Consider the following 14,958-nt stretch of genomic DNA (forward strand, 5'->3'; position numbering starts at 1 on the left):
AAGGCTCCTTCTATCGAGTGGGGGCGATGTTCAGGCCAGGACTTTCTGCCAGAACAGCGCCTTGCCCAAGGTTGGGTCCAGTTCGTAGGCGCCGTAGCCCAGTTTGCGGTAGGCGGCCTGGGCCGGCGCATTGCCTTCCAGCACTTCGAGGGTCAGCTTGCAGCAGCCCCGTTCGCGGGCAATGGCCTCGACCTTTTCCAGCATCAGCTGGCTGATGCCCCGGCCACGCATGTCTTCACGCACGGCCACGTCGTGTACGTTCACCAGGGGTTGGCAGGCAAAGGTAGAGAAACCCTCGAAGCAGTTGACCAAGCCCGCTGCCTGACCGTCCACAAAGGCCAGTACGCTGAAAGCGTGGGGGCGCTTGGCCAGCTCCGCGACCAGGTGATGGCGGGCGTTGGTTGACAGAGGCTCGGCACCACCCATGGGATCCTGGGCGTAATGATCCAGCAGCTCGACCAAGGCCGCTGCATGGAGGGGATTGCGGTAGTCGGCTTGTAGCACCTGAACAGGCGGGGTATCCATTTCCAACAGCTCCGGGGTGAGACGCGGCAAGACGGCCGCGGGCCGCTCATCTTAGCCTGCCTGTGCCCGCCCTCGCCAAGTCCTTGACCCTGACGCCTCGGCCATTCGCAGGACGAGGCGCGGACCTGGCCGGGGCGCCAGCGGTCAGACCAGCGAATACACCAGCGCGGTAATGGACACCAGGCCTATGAATACGACGAAGACGTTGGACCACTGCCCAGCATAGCGGCGCAGTGCTGGCACGCGGCGGATGGCGTACATGGGCATGAGGAACAGCAGCGCCGCGATCACCGGGCCGCCCAGGGTTTCAATCATGCCGAGGATGCTTGGGTTGAGCGTAGCGACCGCCCAGCACACTAGGGCCATGGCCAGGGCGACCAGGCGCTGCTGGCCCTTGCCACCCTGCCAACCGCCTTTGGCCAGCAAGCCGTGCAGGCCCTCACTGGCGCCGATGTAATGACCCAGGAAGGATTTGGCGATGGCCACCACGGCGATGATGGGCGCGGCGAAGGCGATGGTGGGGCTGCTGAAGTGGTTGGCCAGGTAGGACAGGATGGACAGGTTCTGTGCCTTGGCCTCGGCCAGCTGCTGCGGCGACAGCACCAGTACGCAGCTGAATACGAAGAACATCACGGTCAGCACCATCAGGCCATGGGCGCGGGCCAGCACACGGCTGCAGCGCGGCTCGGCGGCATCGCCCCAGGCACGCTTGCGGTCCACGGCGAAGGCGGAAATGATCGGCGAGTGATTGAAGGAGAACACCATGACCGGTATCGCCAGCCAAAGAGTATGTACCAGGCTGCCGGCCGATGGCAGGTCGCTGGCCGTGGCCAGGATGCCACCGTTCCAGTGGGGCACCAGGAATAGCGCGAGCAATACCAGGGCGGCGATGAAGGGGTAGACCAGCAGGCTCATCACCCTGACCGTCACGGCTTCGCCGCAGCGCACCACTATCATCAGCCCGGCGATCAATACCGCTGCCAGCACAGCGCGCGGGGGAGGCGCGATCTGTAGCTGGTGCTCGAGGAAACTGCCGATGGTGTTGGTCAGGGCCACGCTATAGATCAGCAGGATGGGAAAGATCGCAAAGAAGTAGAGCAGCGTGATCAGGGTGCCGGCACCCTTGCCGAAATGCTCTTCGACCACGCCGGTGATATCCGCCCCATCACGGCCTGAGAGCACGAAGCGGGTCAGGCCACGGTGCGCATAGTAGGTCATCGGGAACGCCAGCACGGCCAGTATCAGTAGCGGCCAGAAGCCGCCCAGGCCGGCGTTGATGGGCAGGAACAAGGTGCCGGCGCCGATGGCGGTGCCGAACAGTCCGAGCATCCAGGTGGTCTCGTCCTTGCCCCAGGGGGCCGCGACTACGGCCTGGGTAGTGGAAGTGGCAGTGGCCTGCTGATTCATTCGGGGTCTCCGTGAGCGAGGCTTCAGGCGCAGCCGCAAACCGCGGTTCGGAGCGGGGCGGCCATAAAAAAAGCGGCGATTGTGTAACGTTTGGCGCGGCTTGCATAGGGCGCATGTACCGGGTGGTACAACGTGGGGCGCGCTTGAGCCATTGGCTGGCAGGAGCTTCGGCCCGGTGCTGGTTCAACCGCGGCTGTAGCGCGCTGTTGGCCGCGGCAGCCTGCGTAATGCTGTGGGGACGCAGGGCCAACAACTGACGGTCGGTGGATCCAAGGACTGGTATGCGCTTCAATTAGTATTACTATATGGCCGGGCGACAGCTCGGTCTTCGCCTCGATACCCGCAATAACAAGAGGTGCTCCATGGCCCTACCTTCTGCCACGCTTAGCTCGTCCGATCCTCAGGCGGCGGAGGACGCTGTCTATCGCAAAGTCAACTGGCGCATCGTTCCGCTGTTCATCGTCTGTTTCCTTTTCGCCTACCTGGACCGCGTCAATATCAGCTTCGCCAAGCTGGAAATGCAAAGCGACCTGGGGTTCAGCGATACGGTCTACGGCCTGGGCGCCAGCCTGTTCTTCGTGGGCTATTTCCTGTTCGAGGTCCCGAGCAACCTGCTGCTGCATCGCATCGGCGCGCGTTTGTGGATCGCACGGATCATGGTGACCTGGGGACCTGGGGCATCACCTCGGCCTGCATGATGTTCGTGCAGACCGAGTTCTGGTTCTATACCTTGCGCTTCCTGATCGGCGTGATGGAAGCCGGCTTCGTGCCCGGCGCGCTCTATTACTTCACCCAGTGGTACCCGAGCAGTCGCCGGGCGCGGGTCAATGGCTATTTCAAAAGCTCCATCTGTGTGTGCGGCATTGTCGGCGGGCCCCTGGCCGGCTTGATCCTGGGACACCTGGACGGCGCCATGGGGATGCCGGGCTGGAAGTGGCTGTTCCTGCTAGAGGGCTTGCCGTCAGTGATGCTTGGCGCGCTGGTGTTCTGGAAGCTGAGCGACCGGATAGAGGACGCCGCCTGGCTCAGCCCACACGAAAAGCAGTTGCTGGCCCGGCGCATGGCTGAAGAGGCGCGGCCTCAGGGCAAGGCGTCCATGAAGCGGTTGCTGCAGTTGCCCGCGACCTATGTCATGTCTGCCATCTATCTTTGCCTGGTCATGGGGCTCACTGGCCTGCTGTTCTGGATGCCGCAATTGATCCGCGGCGCCGGGGTCAGCGACAGCCTGCGAATCGGTTGGCTGACGGTGGTGCCTTACGTCGTGGCGGTGGTGGTCAATCTTGCCATGGGCTGGAGCTCCGACCGCTTCGCCGAGCGACGCTGGCACATGACAGCCTGTGCCCTGATGACGGCCTCGGGCTATCTGCTTTGCGCGTTGACCCCAGGGCAGCTCTTGCCGTTGATGGTCGGGATGAGCCTGATCATGGGTGGGATCATCGCCTGGATGCCGATCTTCTGGACGGTGCCCCCGCGTTTTCTCAGCGGGGTAGCCGCAGCCGCAGGCATTGCCTTGATCAACTCGGTGGGGCAGCTCGGCGGCGTTATCGCGCCTTTCACCATTGGCTGGGTGCGCGACCTGACCGGCGCTGCCACACCCGCGCTCTATTGGCTGGCGGCGGTCAGCCTGGCCGCGGTTGGGCTGATCCTCTGGGGCGTGCCTCGGGCTTACTACGGTGCTGAGCCGCCTGCCGCAGACGAAGCGAAGGCCGATTCCGATGACAAGGCGGCGCTGGCAGCGACACCACGAGCCTAACGTATGGAGCCGTGGCGCCCGGCCCGAGGGCGCCTTGTCTGATGGCGACATCGAAACGCCGCATAGCGACAGGGTCAGCGGATTCGTTTTGCCTGGATGCAATCGAATCGAAGCGGCTTGCCAGCTGTTGATGCGCTTTTCTACCCGGGTTCGTTACCTCCTCCCATGACACGGCCCTGTTTGACGTTTTCGCACAGGCCGTGACAGGCTTGCCCGCCGCCGCCGAGGCGGGGTCCAACGTGGCGCAAGGCGAGGTGAGGGGTGATCGAACGACGGACGTTCAGTGGCGGTATCAAAGGCAAGAACCTGCGCTACCTGCCAGGTGAACATGGCAGCAAGGCCTCGAGCGCCGACGTTGGCTTCGTGCTGCTGGAGCATTTCTCCCTTCCGGCCTTCACTCAGGCACTGGATACGCTGGTTACGGCTAATCTGTTGCAACCCGGCGCGTTCAAGCCTCACACCTTCACCCTCGATGGGGAGGAGGTCATCAGTGACCTGGGCATCGTCATCCGTCCAGATACCGCATTGCCGGACTACCCTGTCGAGCAGTTGCGCCTGCTGGTCATCTGCGGCGGGCTGCGTACGCCCCTGCGGGGCAACGCCACCCTGCGCAAGCTACTGATCAGGGCCTCAGAGCAGGGTGTCACCCTGGCCGGGCTGTGGAACGGTGCCTGGTTCATCGGCCATGCCGGATTGCTCGACGGTTACCGCTGCGCCATTCATCCGGAGCATCGTCCGGCCTTGGCCGAAACCGCCAAGTACAGCCAGGTGACCAGCGAAAGTTTCATGGTCGACCGTGACCGCTACACCGCCGCCAGTCCCAATGGCGCTTTCAACATGGTCCTGGCGTGGGTGGGGCAGGCCCACGGCCCGGCGCTGGTTGACGCTATTGTCGACATTCTGGCCTTCGAGGTGTCTCGCTACCGGCGCGTCAATCCGACCCTGCGCGTGAAGATGGCAGCGCCGTTGCGCAAGGTGGTTGAGCTGATGGAGGCCAACCTGGAAGAACCCCTTGGCCTGGACCAGCTTGCCGAATACGTGGGCGTGTCCCGACGACAGATCGAGCGATTGTTCAAGGACCAGCTGGGTACAACGCCGCTGCGCTATTACCTGGAACTGCGGGTAACCGAGGGGCGGCGGCTGCTGCAACACTCTACCCTGCCGGTGGTGGACGTGGCGGTAGCCTGCGGTTTCGTTTCACCCAGCCACTTCAGCAAATGCTACACGGCTTACTTTGGGCATTCGCCTTCGCGGGAAAAGCGGTTGGAGTTTTGATACGACTTCATCGGCGCAGCCCTGAGCCCAGCCATTGGTCGGCTTGAATGACTTCGCCATCGGCTAAGCTCAACTAATGTCGCGCTTGGCCGTAAGCCTGGCGAATCCCTTTTTTGATCGAGGCTTGAGCATGGCCCTTTTTCCTACCCGCATCGCCGGGCGCATGACGTTCGGCATTCTCGCCTTGCTTGTGCTCACTGCCGTGGCCATCTACGGCGTGATGGCCATAGCCGGCAAACCTCGCCTGGTAGCCGCCGGTACCGAGGCGGCCGAGCAATCCGCCAGCGCCATTACCCGCCAGTTGGCCTTGCAGCTGAACCGTATCGAGGGCACCACGGCAGCCATGGCCCACCTGGCTCAGACTCTGCCCCATGACCTGGCGCTGGTGAAAGCGAACCTGCCTGGCATCATCGACAGCCAGGGCGACCGCGCCATCGCTGGCGGCGGCCTGTGGCCCGAACCCAATGCCTTCACCCCAGGCGTGGCGCGGCGCAGCTTTTTCTGGGCGCGTAGCGGCGTGGGCGCCATGGAGTATTCCGACGAATACAACGCTGAACAGGCTGCCTCCTACCACGCCGAGCCGTGGTACACCGGCGCCAAGAGCGCCCCGGCTGGCCGCTGTGTGTGGTCCGATGCCTACCAGGACCCGGTCAGCGGAGTGGCCATGACCACCTGCAGTGTGCCTTACCAACTCAATGGCCGCTTCGCCGGGGTCGCGACCCTGGATCTGAAGCTGGACGGCCTGGCCGATTTCCTCAAGGCCAAGGGCAACGTGACGGGCGGTTATGCCTTCGCCGTGGACCGGGCCGGGAATGTGCTCTTCTTCCCGGATGCCAAGGCGGGCAAGGGCCTGCCAACAGTGGCCAGCCTGGAAAAGGACCTGCCCTGGCTGCAACCGGTCGTGGCGCAGCTTGGCAGCGCCTCCGCCGAGCCGGCCACGCTGTACCTGGAACGAGACGGCCGACTGGACGGCCCGGCCTACGTCACACTGGAAACCATGGAAGGTACTGGTTGGCGGGTCGGGCTGGTCACACCCGAGGCCCGGGTGGTCGGCCTGGCTCGGGAACTGACGACCTTGATGACTCTGTTCCTGCTGCCGCTGCTGGCCGTCCTGCTGGGCGTGGCCTGGTTGGCGGGCAAGCGCTTGCTCGCGCAACTGGAAGAAACCACCGAGCAGATCGAGCGCCTGGGCGCAGGAGGCCAGGGCAGTACCGAGCTGGAGATACGTCGTGCCGATGAAATCGGCGCCTTGCGCGCCGCGGTCAACAGCTACGCCGGCACCCTGCGCGGCATGCTCGAGCGCATCGCCGACGAATCCGTGTCGCTGGAAGCCCAGGCCAATGAGTTGGCACAGCTTTCCCGGGGCCTGGCCGACCGCGCCGAGGCTCAGCGCGAGGACAACACCTTGCTGGCGGCGGCCATTACCCAGATGTCGGCCAGCGCCAGCGAGGTGGCGCGCAATACCACCGACTGTTCGGAAACCGCGCGGCGCTCTCTGGATGACGCCCAGCAAGGGCAGGAGCGCGTACAACGCAACAGCGAGTCCATCGAAGCGCTGGCTGGCGATATCCAGGGTGCCGCTGGGGCCATCACCCGATTGGGAAGCGACATCGAACGGGTCGGTAGCGTGCTGGATGTGATCAAGTCCATTTCCGAGCAGACCAACCTGCTGGCCTTGAATGCCGCCATCGAGGCGGCCCGGGCCGGAGAGCAGGGCCGGGGCTTCGCTGTGGTCGCGGACGAAGTACGGACCCTGGCCGGACGTACCCAAGCCTCGGCGAATGAAATCCAGGAAATGATCACTCAATTGCGGCAGGCCTCCACGGTAGCGGTAAGCACCATGCAGAGCGGGGCGGAGCGCACCCGGGAAGCCGTGCAGCAGGCTAGCGGAGTGTCCGGTACCCTGGGCACCACGGTGGGCAGTTTCGATGACATCGTGCAGCGCGCGCAGCAGATCGCAGTGGCGGCCCAGCAACAGAGCCATGTGACCCAGGAGATCAACGAACTGGCGGTGCGCATTCACGTGGCCAGCGAGGAAGGCGCGCGTGACGCGGCAGCGCTGCGCGAACTGGGGCAGGGCATGCAGGCCATTTCCTCGCGCCTGGGCGGGTTGAGTCGGGGCCGCTGAGGGTGATGAACGCCCCCGTCCAAGCGGGGGCGCATGGCTTACAGGTGGGTGAAACGGGTGATCCGATCGCCTTCGGCGTCGTCCGGGCCCTTGGATTTGTTCACCGCGAACACATTGCCCTTGCTGTCCACGCTAACGTGGTTGGGGAAGGTGCCGTTGGCCAGGTTGGCCACCAGGTTGCCGTCCGGGTCCACGACGCTGACGGTACCCGCGGCGCGGTTGCTGACATAGGCCAGGCGCTTGACCGGGTCGAACGCTACGTTGAGCGGGCCGGCTCCAGTGCTGACGCGGTGCAGCGTCTTGCCACTGGCCAGGTCGACGATCGCCAGGTTGTCGCTGCCCTGGGCGGCCACGAACAGGCGGCCGGTGGTGGCGTCATAGGCAACGCCCATGGCCATCTTGATGCCTTCCACGGGCAGTACCTTTTCCACCTTGCCCGTCTTGGCATCCACCACCGCGGCCTCTTCGGTGCTCAGGCTCACGGCGTAGAGCTTGTGCGCCTGTGCGTCCAGGTACAAGCTGGCCACGGAGAACTGGCCGCCGCGCTTGCCCGAGGCAATGGTGATGGGTTCTGGCGCGGCCAGGCGCTTGGTGTCGAACATGGCGATCACCGGCGTCCCGGTCGCCCCCGCGAAGGCGCGGCCCAAGCTGCTGTCGATGACCACATCCCGGGCATGGGCCACCGTGCCTGGCGCGAACTGTTTGACCAGGGTCAGGTCCGCCTGCTTGTAGACAGCTACCGTGTTCTGGCGAGTGTTGGTCACCCAGACCGTGCCCTTGGCATCATCGACGCCGACACCGTAAACCGCATAAACCGAGCCTTCTTCACCGGGTGCCGTGGCCGGGGTGACCTTGGCTTCCACCGCCAGCGTATCCGGATTCAGCTTGAGCAGCTGCGAAGCCTTGACCGGCGGACGGCCGACGGCGGACGTGACGAAGACCGCGCCATTCTTGCTACTGACCGCCGACTGGTACAAGCCAGGCACCAGTTTGGCGCTGACCTGCTTGTAATGCTCGGCGCCAGCCAGCGGTACAACCGGAGAAACCTTCAGCGGCAGAACGGCGGCGGCCGAAGGGTTGCTGACCGCGACCAGGATCGGCTGTATACCAACGGCCGCATCGCCGGGGATCCTCAAGCTCGCGCTGAAACCGCCCTGGGCGTCTACTACGTAAGGATGATCCGGATTGAGTACGGTGGTGCCGCGCAGCAGGGTCACTTGTTGGCCCGGCTTGAAGGCCCGGCCCTGCACCTGCGCATCGCTGCCGGCGGTAATGGCCGCCCCGCCGGGCCCCTGCGCATTGAGCTGACCATTGAAGGTGGCATCGGGCGTATCGAAAAGTACATCGGCATGGGCAGTGGCCAGGCCTGCCGCCAGCAGGCTCAGCGCCGAAACCAACGTACGAATGGGACGCCGGGCTGGCATCCGCTGAGCATTACCTGTTCCCATCTGCAACTCCTGTTGAAAGAAATACTAACGACCGATAAAGGGGTGCAGAGGTTAACAAGAAGCATTCTCGAAATAAACGGCCCGGCGAGTTTAATGGCCAGGGTTCTGTAGCCGTGGGCCACCGCATGGGAAGATATCGGCTTTGCCAAGAGGATCGATCAATGGCTATGAGCTGGAGTTGCCTGCACCACCGAGACTTGGACAAGTACGCCCTGTACCAGGTGCTACGGCTGCGCTGTGAGGTATTCGTGGTTGAACAAAGGTGCCCGTACCAGGACGTCGACGGCCAGGATCTCGATGGTGATACGCATCACCTGCTGGGCTACGAAGATGGCGTGCTACTGGCATATCTGCGGTTGCTCGCACCGGCCGAGCCGGGCGCCGCGCCCGCGATCGGTCGAGTGATCACGGCCCCGGCAGGGCGCGGACGCGGGCTGGGCCATGCCTTGCTGGAGCAGGGCTTGATCGCCTGCGAGCGGCTCTGGCCGGGGCAACCCCTTTACCTTTCGGCCCAGGCGCACCTGCAAGGGTATTACGGACGCTACGGCTTCCGGGCTGAAGGGGAGGTTTACCTGGAAGACGGAATTGCGCACGTGGATATGCGCCGGCCCGGTTAGCCACCGTTTCCGCGACGAGAATCGCCGCTATGCTGCAACTTAAAGCGAAGCGGCTGGTCGGATGCGTGCTTCGCCAGGCATGTCCCGCCAGAGCGCCCTGCTGTCGACTCCCTACCGTTCATACCCGATGAATCTGATCGCTTTCCTGCTTCGCTGTGGCCTGGCCACCCTGCTGCTCCTGCCGGCTGTCTCGCCTGCCCACGCGTCCGGAGAGCGTGAGCTCGTTGCCCGGATCAATGCCTACCGTGCCAACCCGGACACTTGCCGAACCACAGGCGGCGCGCCTTCATCCCTAGTGTTGCGAGCCAACCTTCAATTGCCCGCTGGCTATTCAGGGGGGCTTCGCGAAGGGCTGCGGCGAAGCGGTTACCAGGCGGCCGCCGTACGGGCTATCCGGTTGACCGGCCCGCAAACCCCGGACGCCGCGTTCGCCATGCTCATCGCCGGCTACTGCCAGGCTTTGCTGGATAGCCAATACAGCGACATCGGCATCAGTCATACAGCAGAGCGGTGGCAGGTAGTGCTGGCCCGTCCGCTGTTGGATACACATCTGGCTGACCCACGGGCCACGGCGCAGACCCTGTTGGGGCAGGTCAATGCCGCCCGGGCCAAGCCCCGACTATGTGGGCGAATACATTTCGCCGCGGCCCGGCCGTTGGCATGGAGCCCGGCCCTGGCAGCCGCTGCCCTGGGACATAGCCGCGCCATGGCCGAAGGTGGCTACTTCTCGCACCAGGACCGGAACGGAACCACACCTTACGCGCGGGCGCGAGCTGAAGGCTATCGGGGCCGGCAGGTCGGTGAGAACATCGCCGCGGGCCATGGCTCGCCCGCGGCGGCCATGGCGGGTTGGCTGGCCAGCCCCGGCCACTGCGCCAACCTGATGAACCCTGTATTCACTCAGGTGGGTGCTGGCTACCAAACCGCGCCGGACGCCCAGGTGGGGATTTATTGGACGATGCTGTTCGGCGCTCCGTAGGGCTGCTCGTGGAGGGCGGGGAGCACCGGAGACAGCAGTCGCGGGGAATAGGGTATAACAGCTGGCCAATTACCCATCGCCAGCTATGAGACCGTTCGCCATGATCGCTGAAAGTTCGCCCCGCCCTCCCGTGATCACCGCCGATGTACTGATCATCGGGGGTGGGCTCAGCGGTGCGCTGCTGGCCTGGCAATTGCTCCGACGCGGTGGCGCGCGCATGATCGTTATCTTCGAGCCGAGGGCAGAACTGGGGCGAGGCGAGGCTTATAGCACCGAGGAGCTGGACCATACGCTCAATGCCAACGCCGCTCGCATGAGCATCGATCCGGACGCGCCGGACGATCTCACCCAATGGCTCACCGAGCATCTGGCCGCTGGTGGCTGGCCTCAGGGCGCCGCGCAGCGGCAACCCGTCGAGCTGCTGTTCCCGCCCCGGGGCCTGTTCGGACGTTACGTTCAGGAGCGTCTGGGGCAAGCGATGGCGGATGCGCCCGGAATAAGCGTGCGGCATGTGCGTGCCGAAGCGGAGGATGCCTGGCCGGTGCCTGGGGGCATTTGCGTCCAGGCGGGTCTGCAGCGCTGGCAGGCGCCGATAGCTGTGTTGGCTACTGGAGTGTTCCCCGCCGCGCGCACGCCTCGTCGAGGCAGCCCAGCCACGGCGGCGCTCGCCCTGGACCCTTGGGATGTCGGACGTATGGCGCGCTTGCCCGTCGAGGCGCCCGTGGCCATCGTCGGCACAGGGCTGACCATGATCGACGGCCTGCTATCGCTGCGGCGGGCCGGACACCAAGGGCCGATCCAAGTGTTCTCCCGCCACGGTTTGCTGCCTCAGCCACGGCGACAGCCCCCGGCGTGGCCGGATTTCCTTTCCCTGGACTCAAGCTTGCGGACCCCCTTGCAACTGTCACGCGCGTTGCGCCGCCAGTGTCGGCTGGCAGTCAGCCAAGGCGTGGACTGGCAGGCCCCACTGGACACGGTACGTGCCCATGTCGCACGGCTCTGGCATCAGGCCAGTGACGAGCAGCGCCGCCAGTTCGTGCGCCATCTACGCCCGTGGTGGGAGAGCCATCATCATCGTTCGCCACCCCAGGGGGCGGTCTGGCTGGCCCAACTGTTGACCGAGGGCCGTCTGACCCTGGAAGCGGCGTGCCTGATAGCCAGCGAGCCGGCGCCCGAGGGGCTGGAGCTGACGGTGCGGGCCCGCGGGCGTGAGCAAGCGGAACGTCGACGTTTCGCTGCGCTCATCGATTCCAGCGGCATCGAATATGACTGGCGCCGGGTCGAGCGGCCTCTGCCACGGCAGCTGCTGGCGCGCGGTCTGGTTCGGCCTGGCCCGCTTGCCCTGGGTATCGATGCCGACTCGGGTGGTGCAGTGATCGGGGCCGCAGGGCAGGTCAGCGAAGGGTTGCTGGCCATGGGGCCGCCACTGCGTGGTGTGTGGTGGGAAAGCACGGCAGTGACGGATGTGGCAGCGCAAGCCAAGGCCCTTGCGCTGCGTATTTCAGCGCTTGGTCTGGCATGAGCACGGCTTGGCGAACCAAGGCAAGCCAGTAATATGCCACTAGTGAATCGGCAGTTTCCCGGCAGGCGTCCGCTTTGCCCCGCCTGCCAGGGATTTGGCGACGGAAAAGGCCTCGGCGCCCTTTGATAAAGAACCTTTCTCAGTTAGTGGCACTTTGTAAAAGTTCCTTAGTATCAGTAACTTGTAATCGCAAAGCGGAACGGGTTAGCAAATCGCCATCTTTTCGTCCTCAGGCACGCTCGTGCCCATTGTTTTCGCTCTGCCACCGTGTACAGAATCCGCCCCGTGCCGTGATGAAGTCCGTCTGGCCTCACAAAGGAGTGTTGGCAAATGATGAGTGTTTTCGTGGTTGTAATGAGTATGTGCACGGCGGCCGAAGGCTGCCTTGAGGAGCGGCGGCCAACTGCCTATTCCTCGCGAGCGGAGTGCATGGAAAGCGTGGCTACCATGCCTACGACGCGCGGGATTAAGTATCGTTGTACCTCGACTCCGCAGATCATGGTCAGTGAAGAGCGCAAGGCAGCCAGGTCCCACTTGGCGACCACCGCCGCTGAGCCTGCCATCAAGCCTTGATGTCGAAGCCGCTTCGCCCCGGCTGCTGAACGATACCGGTCGACAGGGAATCGAACGAAGGTCTTCCAACCAAGGACCTTCGATGAGCGATTCCCCGAAAGCTCCCTCGGCCCACGGTTTCGTACGGGTACGCGGGGCGCGCGAACATAATCTCAAGAACGTCGACGTCGATATTCCACGTGACGCCCTGGTGGTATTCACTGGAGTATCTGGCTCGGGTAAATCTTCCCTGGCCTTTTCCACCCTCTATGCCGAAGCGCAGCGCCGTTACTTCGAATCCGTGGCGCCCTATGCCCGTCGCCTGATCGATCAGGCCGGGGTTCCCGACGTCGATGCCATCGAAGGCCTGCCACCGGCGGTGGCTCTGCAACAACAGCGCGGCACGCCCAGCGCGCGCTCGTCGGTAGGCAGCGTCACGACCCTGTCCAGCCTGTTGCGCATGCTCTACTCCCGTGCCGGCAGCTATCCGGCGGGGCAACCGATGCTGTACGCCGAAGACTTCTCCGCCAATACGCCCCAGGGCGCCTGCCCGCATTGCCAAGGCATCGGCCGGGTATTTGATGTGACCGAAGCCTCACTGGTGCCAGATCCCTCCCTGAGCATTCGCCAGCGTGCCGTGGCAGCCTGGCCTACGGCCTGGCAAGGGCAGAATCTACGGGACATTCTGGTTACCCTGGGCTATGACGTCGACCTACCCTGGCGGGAGCTGCCCCAGGCTCAGCGCGACTGGATTCTGTTCACGGAGGAAACGCCTACGGTGCCGGTCTATGCCGGTCTTACGCCAGCGCAGACCCGGGCCGCGCTCAAGCGCAAGCTTGAGCCCAGCTACCAGGGGACCTTCACTGGAGCCAGGCGCTATGTGCTGCACACGTTCAGCCAAAGCCAGAGCGCGATGATGCGCCAGCGGGTCAGCCAGTTCATGCAGGCCAGCCCATGCCCGGCCTGCCAGGGGAAGCGGCTCAAGCCGGAGGCGCTGCAGGTGCGCTTCGCGGGCCTGGACATCGCTGAGCTAAGCCGCTTGCCCATGGACGAGCTTTGCGAGGCATTGCAGCCGATCGCCGCCGCTGGCTACCCTGCACAGCCAAGCGAAGATAATGCAGCGCTCAGCCGCGCCCAGCTGAATGAGGTTCGCCAACAGCGTGCCGCCGCCGGAGCCAACGCTCACGCTGGCGGGCGTGACGTGCGCGGCACGCCGAATCTCTCGATCGAAAAGCGAATGGCCGCGCAACGCATCGCCCAAGAACTGCTGGAGCGTTTGCGCACGTTGCAGACACTGGGCCTGGGCTACCTCGACCTGGAACGGTCCACACCGTCCCTGTCTTCCGGTGAATTGCAGCGTCTGCGCCTGGCCACTCAGCTCAACTCCCAGCTGTTCGGTGTCATCTATGTCCTCGACGAGCCTTCGGCAGGCCTGCACCCGGCTGACAGCGAGGCTCTCTACGCCTCTCTGCGGGGGTTGCAGCGGGCGGGCAATACGGTGTTCGTGGTGGAACATGACCTGGAGGTCATGCGTAGGGCAGACTGGCTGGTCGATGTAGGGCCCGACGCCGGAGAGCGAGGCGGGCTGGTGCTCTACAGTGGGCCGCCCCGGGGGCTGGGCGAGGTCAGGGAGTCGCGTACCGCCGCCTACCTTTTCAACCAGCCGGCCATTGCTGCCCACACCGCTCGCAGCCCCCAGGGATGGCTTCGCCTGGCCGGTGTATGTCGCAATAATGTGCGGGGTCTGGATGTAGCCTTTCCGCTGCGGTGCCTGACCGCGGTGACCGGCGTCTCCGGCTCTGGCAAGTCCACCCTGGTGAGCCAGGCCCTGCTCGAACTGGTAGGGGCGAGCCTGGGGCAGAAACCTGCCTCGCTTGGCGAAGAGGCGCTCGACCTGGAGGACGCGGCCACCGGGCCAACCCTGGGCAGGCTTGTCGATGGCCTGGACCAGCTGCGTCGCCTGGTTTCAGTGGACCAGAAGCCTATCGGCCGGACACCGCGCTCGAACCTGGCGACCTACACCGGGCTGTTCGACCATGTGCGCAAGCTGTTCGCGGCCACCGAGCAAGCCAGGGCCCACGGGTTCGATGCCGGGCAGTTTTCCTTCAATGTGGCCAAGGGACGTTGTTCTGTCTGCGAGGGTGAAGGCTTCGTCAGCGTGGAGTTGTTGTTCATGCCCAGCGTCTACGCCCCTTGCCCTGAATGCGGCGGTGCCCGCTATAGTCCGCAGACCCTGGCCGTGACCTGGCAGGGCCTGAGCATCGCCGAGGTGCTTCAGCTCACGGTGGAGCAGGCGCTGGAAGTCTTCGCCCAGGAGCTTCCCGTCCTTCGCTCGCTGGAGGTGCTCCAGGACATCGGCCTGGGCTACCTGCGTCTGGGCCAGCCGGCGACGGAATTGTCCGGAGGCGAGGCCCAGCGCATCAAGCTGGCCACCGAACTGCAACGCAGCGGTCGCGGCGCGACGCTCTATGTGTTGGACGAGCCGACCACTGGGCTGCATCCTCAGGATGTGGATCGCCTGCTTGTACAGCTGAACCGGTTGGTGGATGCGGGCCATAGCGTGATCCTGGTAGAGCATGACATGCGAGTGGTGGCCGCCAGCGACTGGGTGATCGACCTGGGGCCCGGCGCTGGGGCTGCGGGCGGCCGAATAGTGGTCGCCGGGCCGCCGAAAACGGTTGCCGCTTGCAGGGAAAGCGCCACGGCGCCGTTCCTGGCTCAGGCATTGGAACTGGCCAGCGGCTGAACGATC

At 64.6% G+C, this 14,958-nt stretch carries 10 protein-coding genes and 2 pseudogenes; 9 read left to right on the top strand and 3 right to left on the bottom strand.

Translation table 11 applies throughout. From position 1 onward, the window contains the following. Positions 1 to 30 precede the first annotated feature (30 nt). Together ACP691_RS06125 and ACP691_RS06130 are read right to left on the bottom strand one after the other, a co-directional pair. Positions 31 to 525: a GNAT family N-acetyltransferase gene (locus ACP691_RS06125; protein WP_426198635.1), complete on the bottom strand. Its 495-nt coding sequence runs from the start codon at positions 523 to 525 to the stop codon at positions 31 to 33. 144 nt (positions 526 to 669) lie between these two features. Beyond that, complete coding sequence (locus ACP691_RS06130) at positions 670 to 1,932, bottom strand: aromatic amino acid transport family protein (protein WP_426198636.1); 1,263 nt, start codon at positions 1,930 to 1,932, stop codon at positions 670 to 672. Between the two features lie 362 nt (positions 1,933 to 2,294). Between ACP691_RS06130 and ACP691_RS06135 the strand changes: the two genes are divergently transcribed. The 5 genes and pseudogenes from ACP691_RS06135 to ACP691_RS06155 form a co-directional block, all read left to right on the top strand. Beyond that, a complete protein-coding gene (locus tag ACP691_RS06135; RefSeq protein ID WP_426198638.1) occupies positions 2,295 to 2,630 on the top strand; it encodes an MFS transporter in 336 nt (111 codons plus the stop codon). Further along, positions 2,573 to 3,685, top strand: a complete 1,113-nt coding sequence (locus tag ACP691_RS06140) for an MFS transporter (RefSeq protein WP_426198639.1) — start codon at positions 2,573 to 2,575, stop codon at positions 3,683 to 3,685. The genes ACP691_RS06135 and ACP691_RS06140 overlap by 58 nt, the downstream gene beginning before the upstream one ends. Before the next feature lie 264 nt (positions 3,686 to 3,949). Then, the gene (locus tag ACP691_RS06145; protein ID WP_426199616.1) at positions 3,950 to 4,960 is read left to right on the top strand and encodes a GlxA family transcriptional regulator; all 1,011 of its coding nucleotides are present in this window, start codon (positions 3,950 to 3,952) and stop codon (positions 4,958 to 4,960) included. A 343-nt stretch (positions 4,961 to 5,303) separates the two neighbouring features. Next, positions 5,304 to 5,972, top strand: a pseudogene (locus tag ACP691_RS06150) (PDC sensor domain-containing protein); the annotation flags it as partial. Positions 5,973 to 6,494: 522 nt separating this feature from the next. Further along, positions 6,495 to 7,088 (top strand): annotated as a pseudogene (locus tag ACP691_RS06155) (methyl-accepting chemotaxis protein); the annotation flags it as partial. A gap of 38 nt (positions 7,089 to 7,126) precedes the next feature. Here the strand turns inward: ACP691_RS06155 and ACP691_RS06160 are convergent. Next, on the bottom strand, positions 7,127 to 8,536 hold the full coding sequence (locus tag ACP691_RS06160) for a YncE family protein (protein ID WP_426198641.1): 1,410 nt from the start codon (positions 8,534 to 8,536) through the stop codon (positions 7,127 to 7,129). 161 nt (positions 8,537 to 8,697) lie between these two features. Here ACP691_RS06160 and ACP691_RS06165 point away from each other — a divergent pair, with 161 nt between their 5' ends. From ACP691_RS06165 to ACP691_RS06180, 4 genes are all read left to right on the top strand, one after another. After that, on the top strand, positions 8,698 to 9,153 hold the full coding sequence (locus ACP691_RS06165) for a GNAT family N-acetyltransferase (RefSeq protein ID WP_426198642.1): 456 nt from the start codon (positions 8,698 to 8,700) through the stop codon (positions 9,151 to 9,153). Between the two features lie 127 nt (positions 9,154 to 9,280). After that, positions 9,281 to 10,132 carry a CAP domain-containing protein gene (locus tag ACP691_RS06170; RefSeq protein WP_426199617.1) on the top strand — a complete coding sequence of 284 codons (852 nt, stop codon included), beginning with the start codon at positions 9,281 to 9,283 and terminating at the stop codon, positions 10,130 to 10,132. Positions 10,133 to 10,232: 100 nt separating this feature from the next. Further along, positions 10,233 to 11,654: an FAD/NAD(P)-binding protein gene (locus ACP691_RS06175; protein WP_426198644.1), complete on the top strand. Its 1,422-nt coding sequence runs from the start codon at positions 10,233 to 10,235 to the stop codon at positions 11,652 to 11,654. A 655-nt stretch (positions 11,655 to 12,309) separates the two neighbouring features. Then, positions 12,310 to 14,952, top strand: a complete 2,643-nt coding sequence (locus ACP691_RS06180) for an excinuclease ABC subunit A (RefSeq protein WP_426198646.1) — start codon at positions 12,310 to 12,312, stop codon at positions 14,950 to 14,952. Positions 14,953 to 14,958: the final 6 nt, after the last annotated feature.

Origin of the sequence: Pseudomonas sp. DC3200b2 (genome assembly GCF_049895785.1) — a bacterium.
GTDB lineage: Bacteria > Pseudomonadota > Gammaproteobacteria > Pseudomonadales > Pseudomonadaceae > Aquipseudomonas > Aquipseudomonas massiliensis.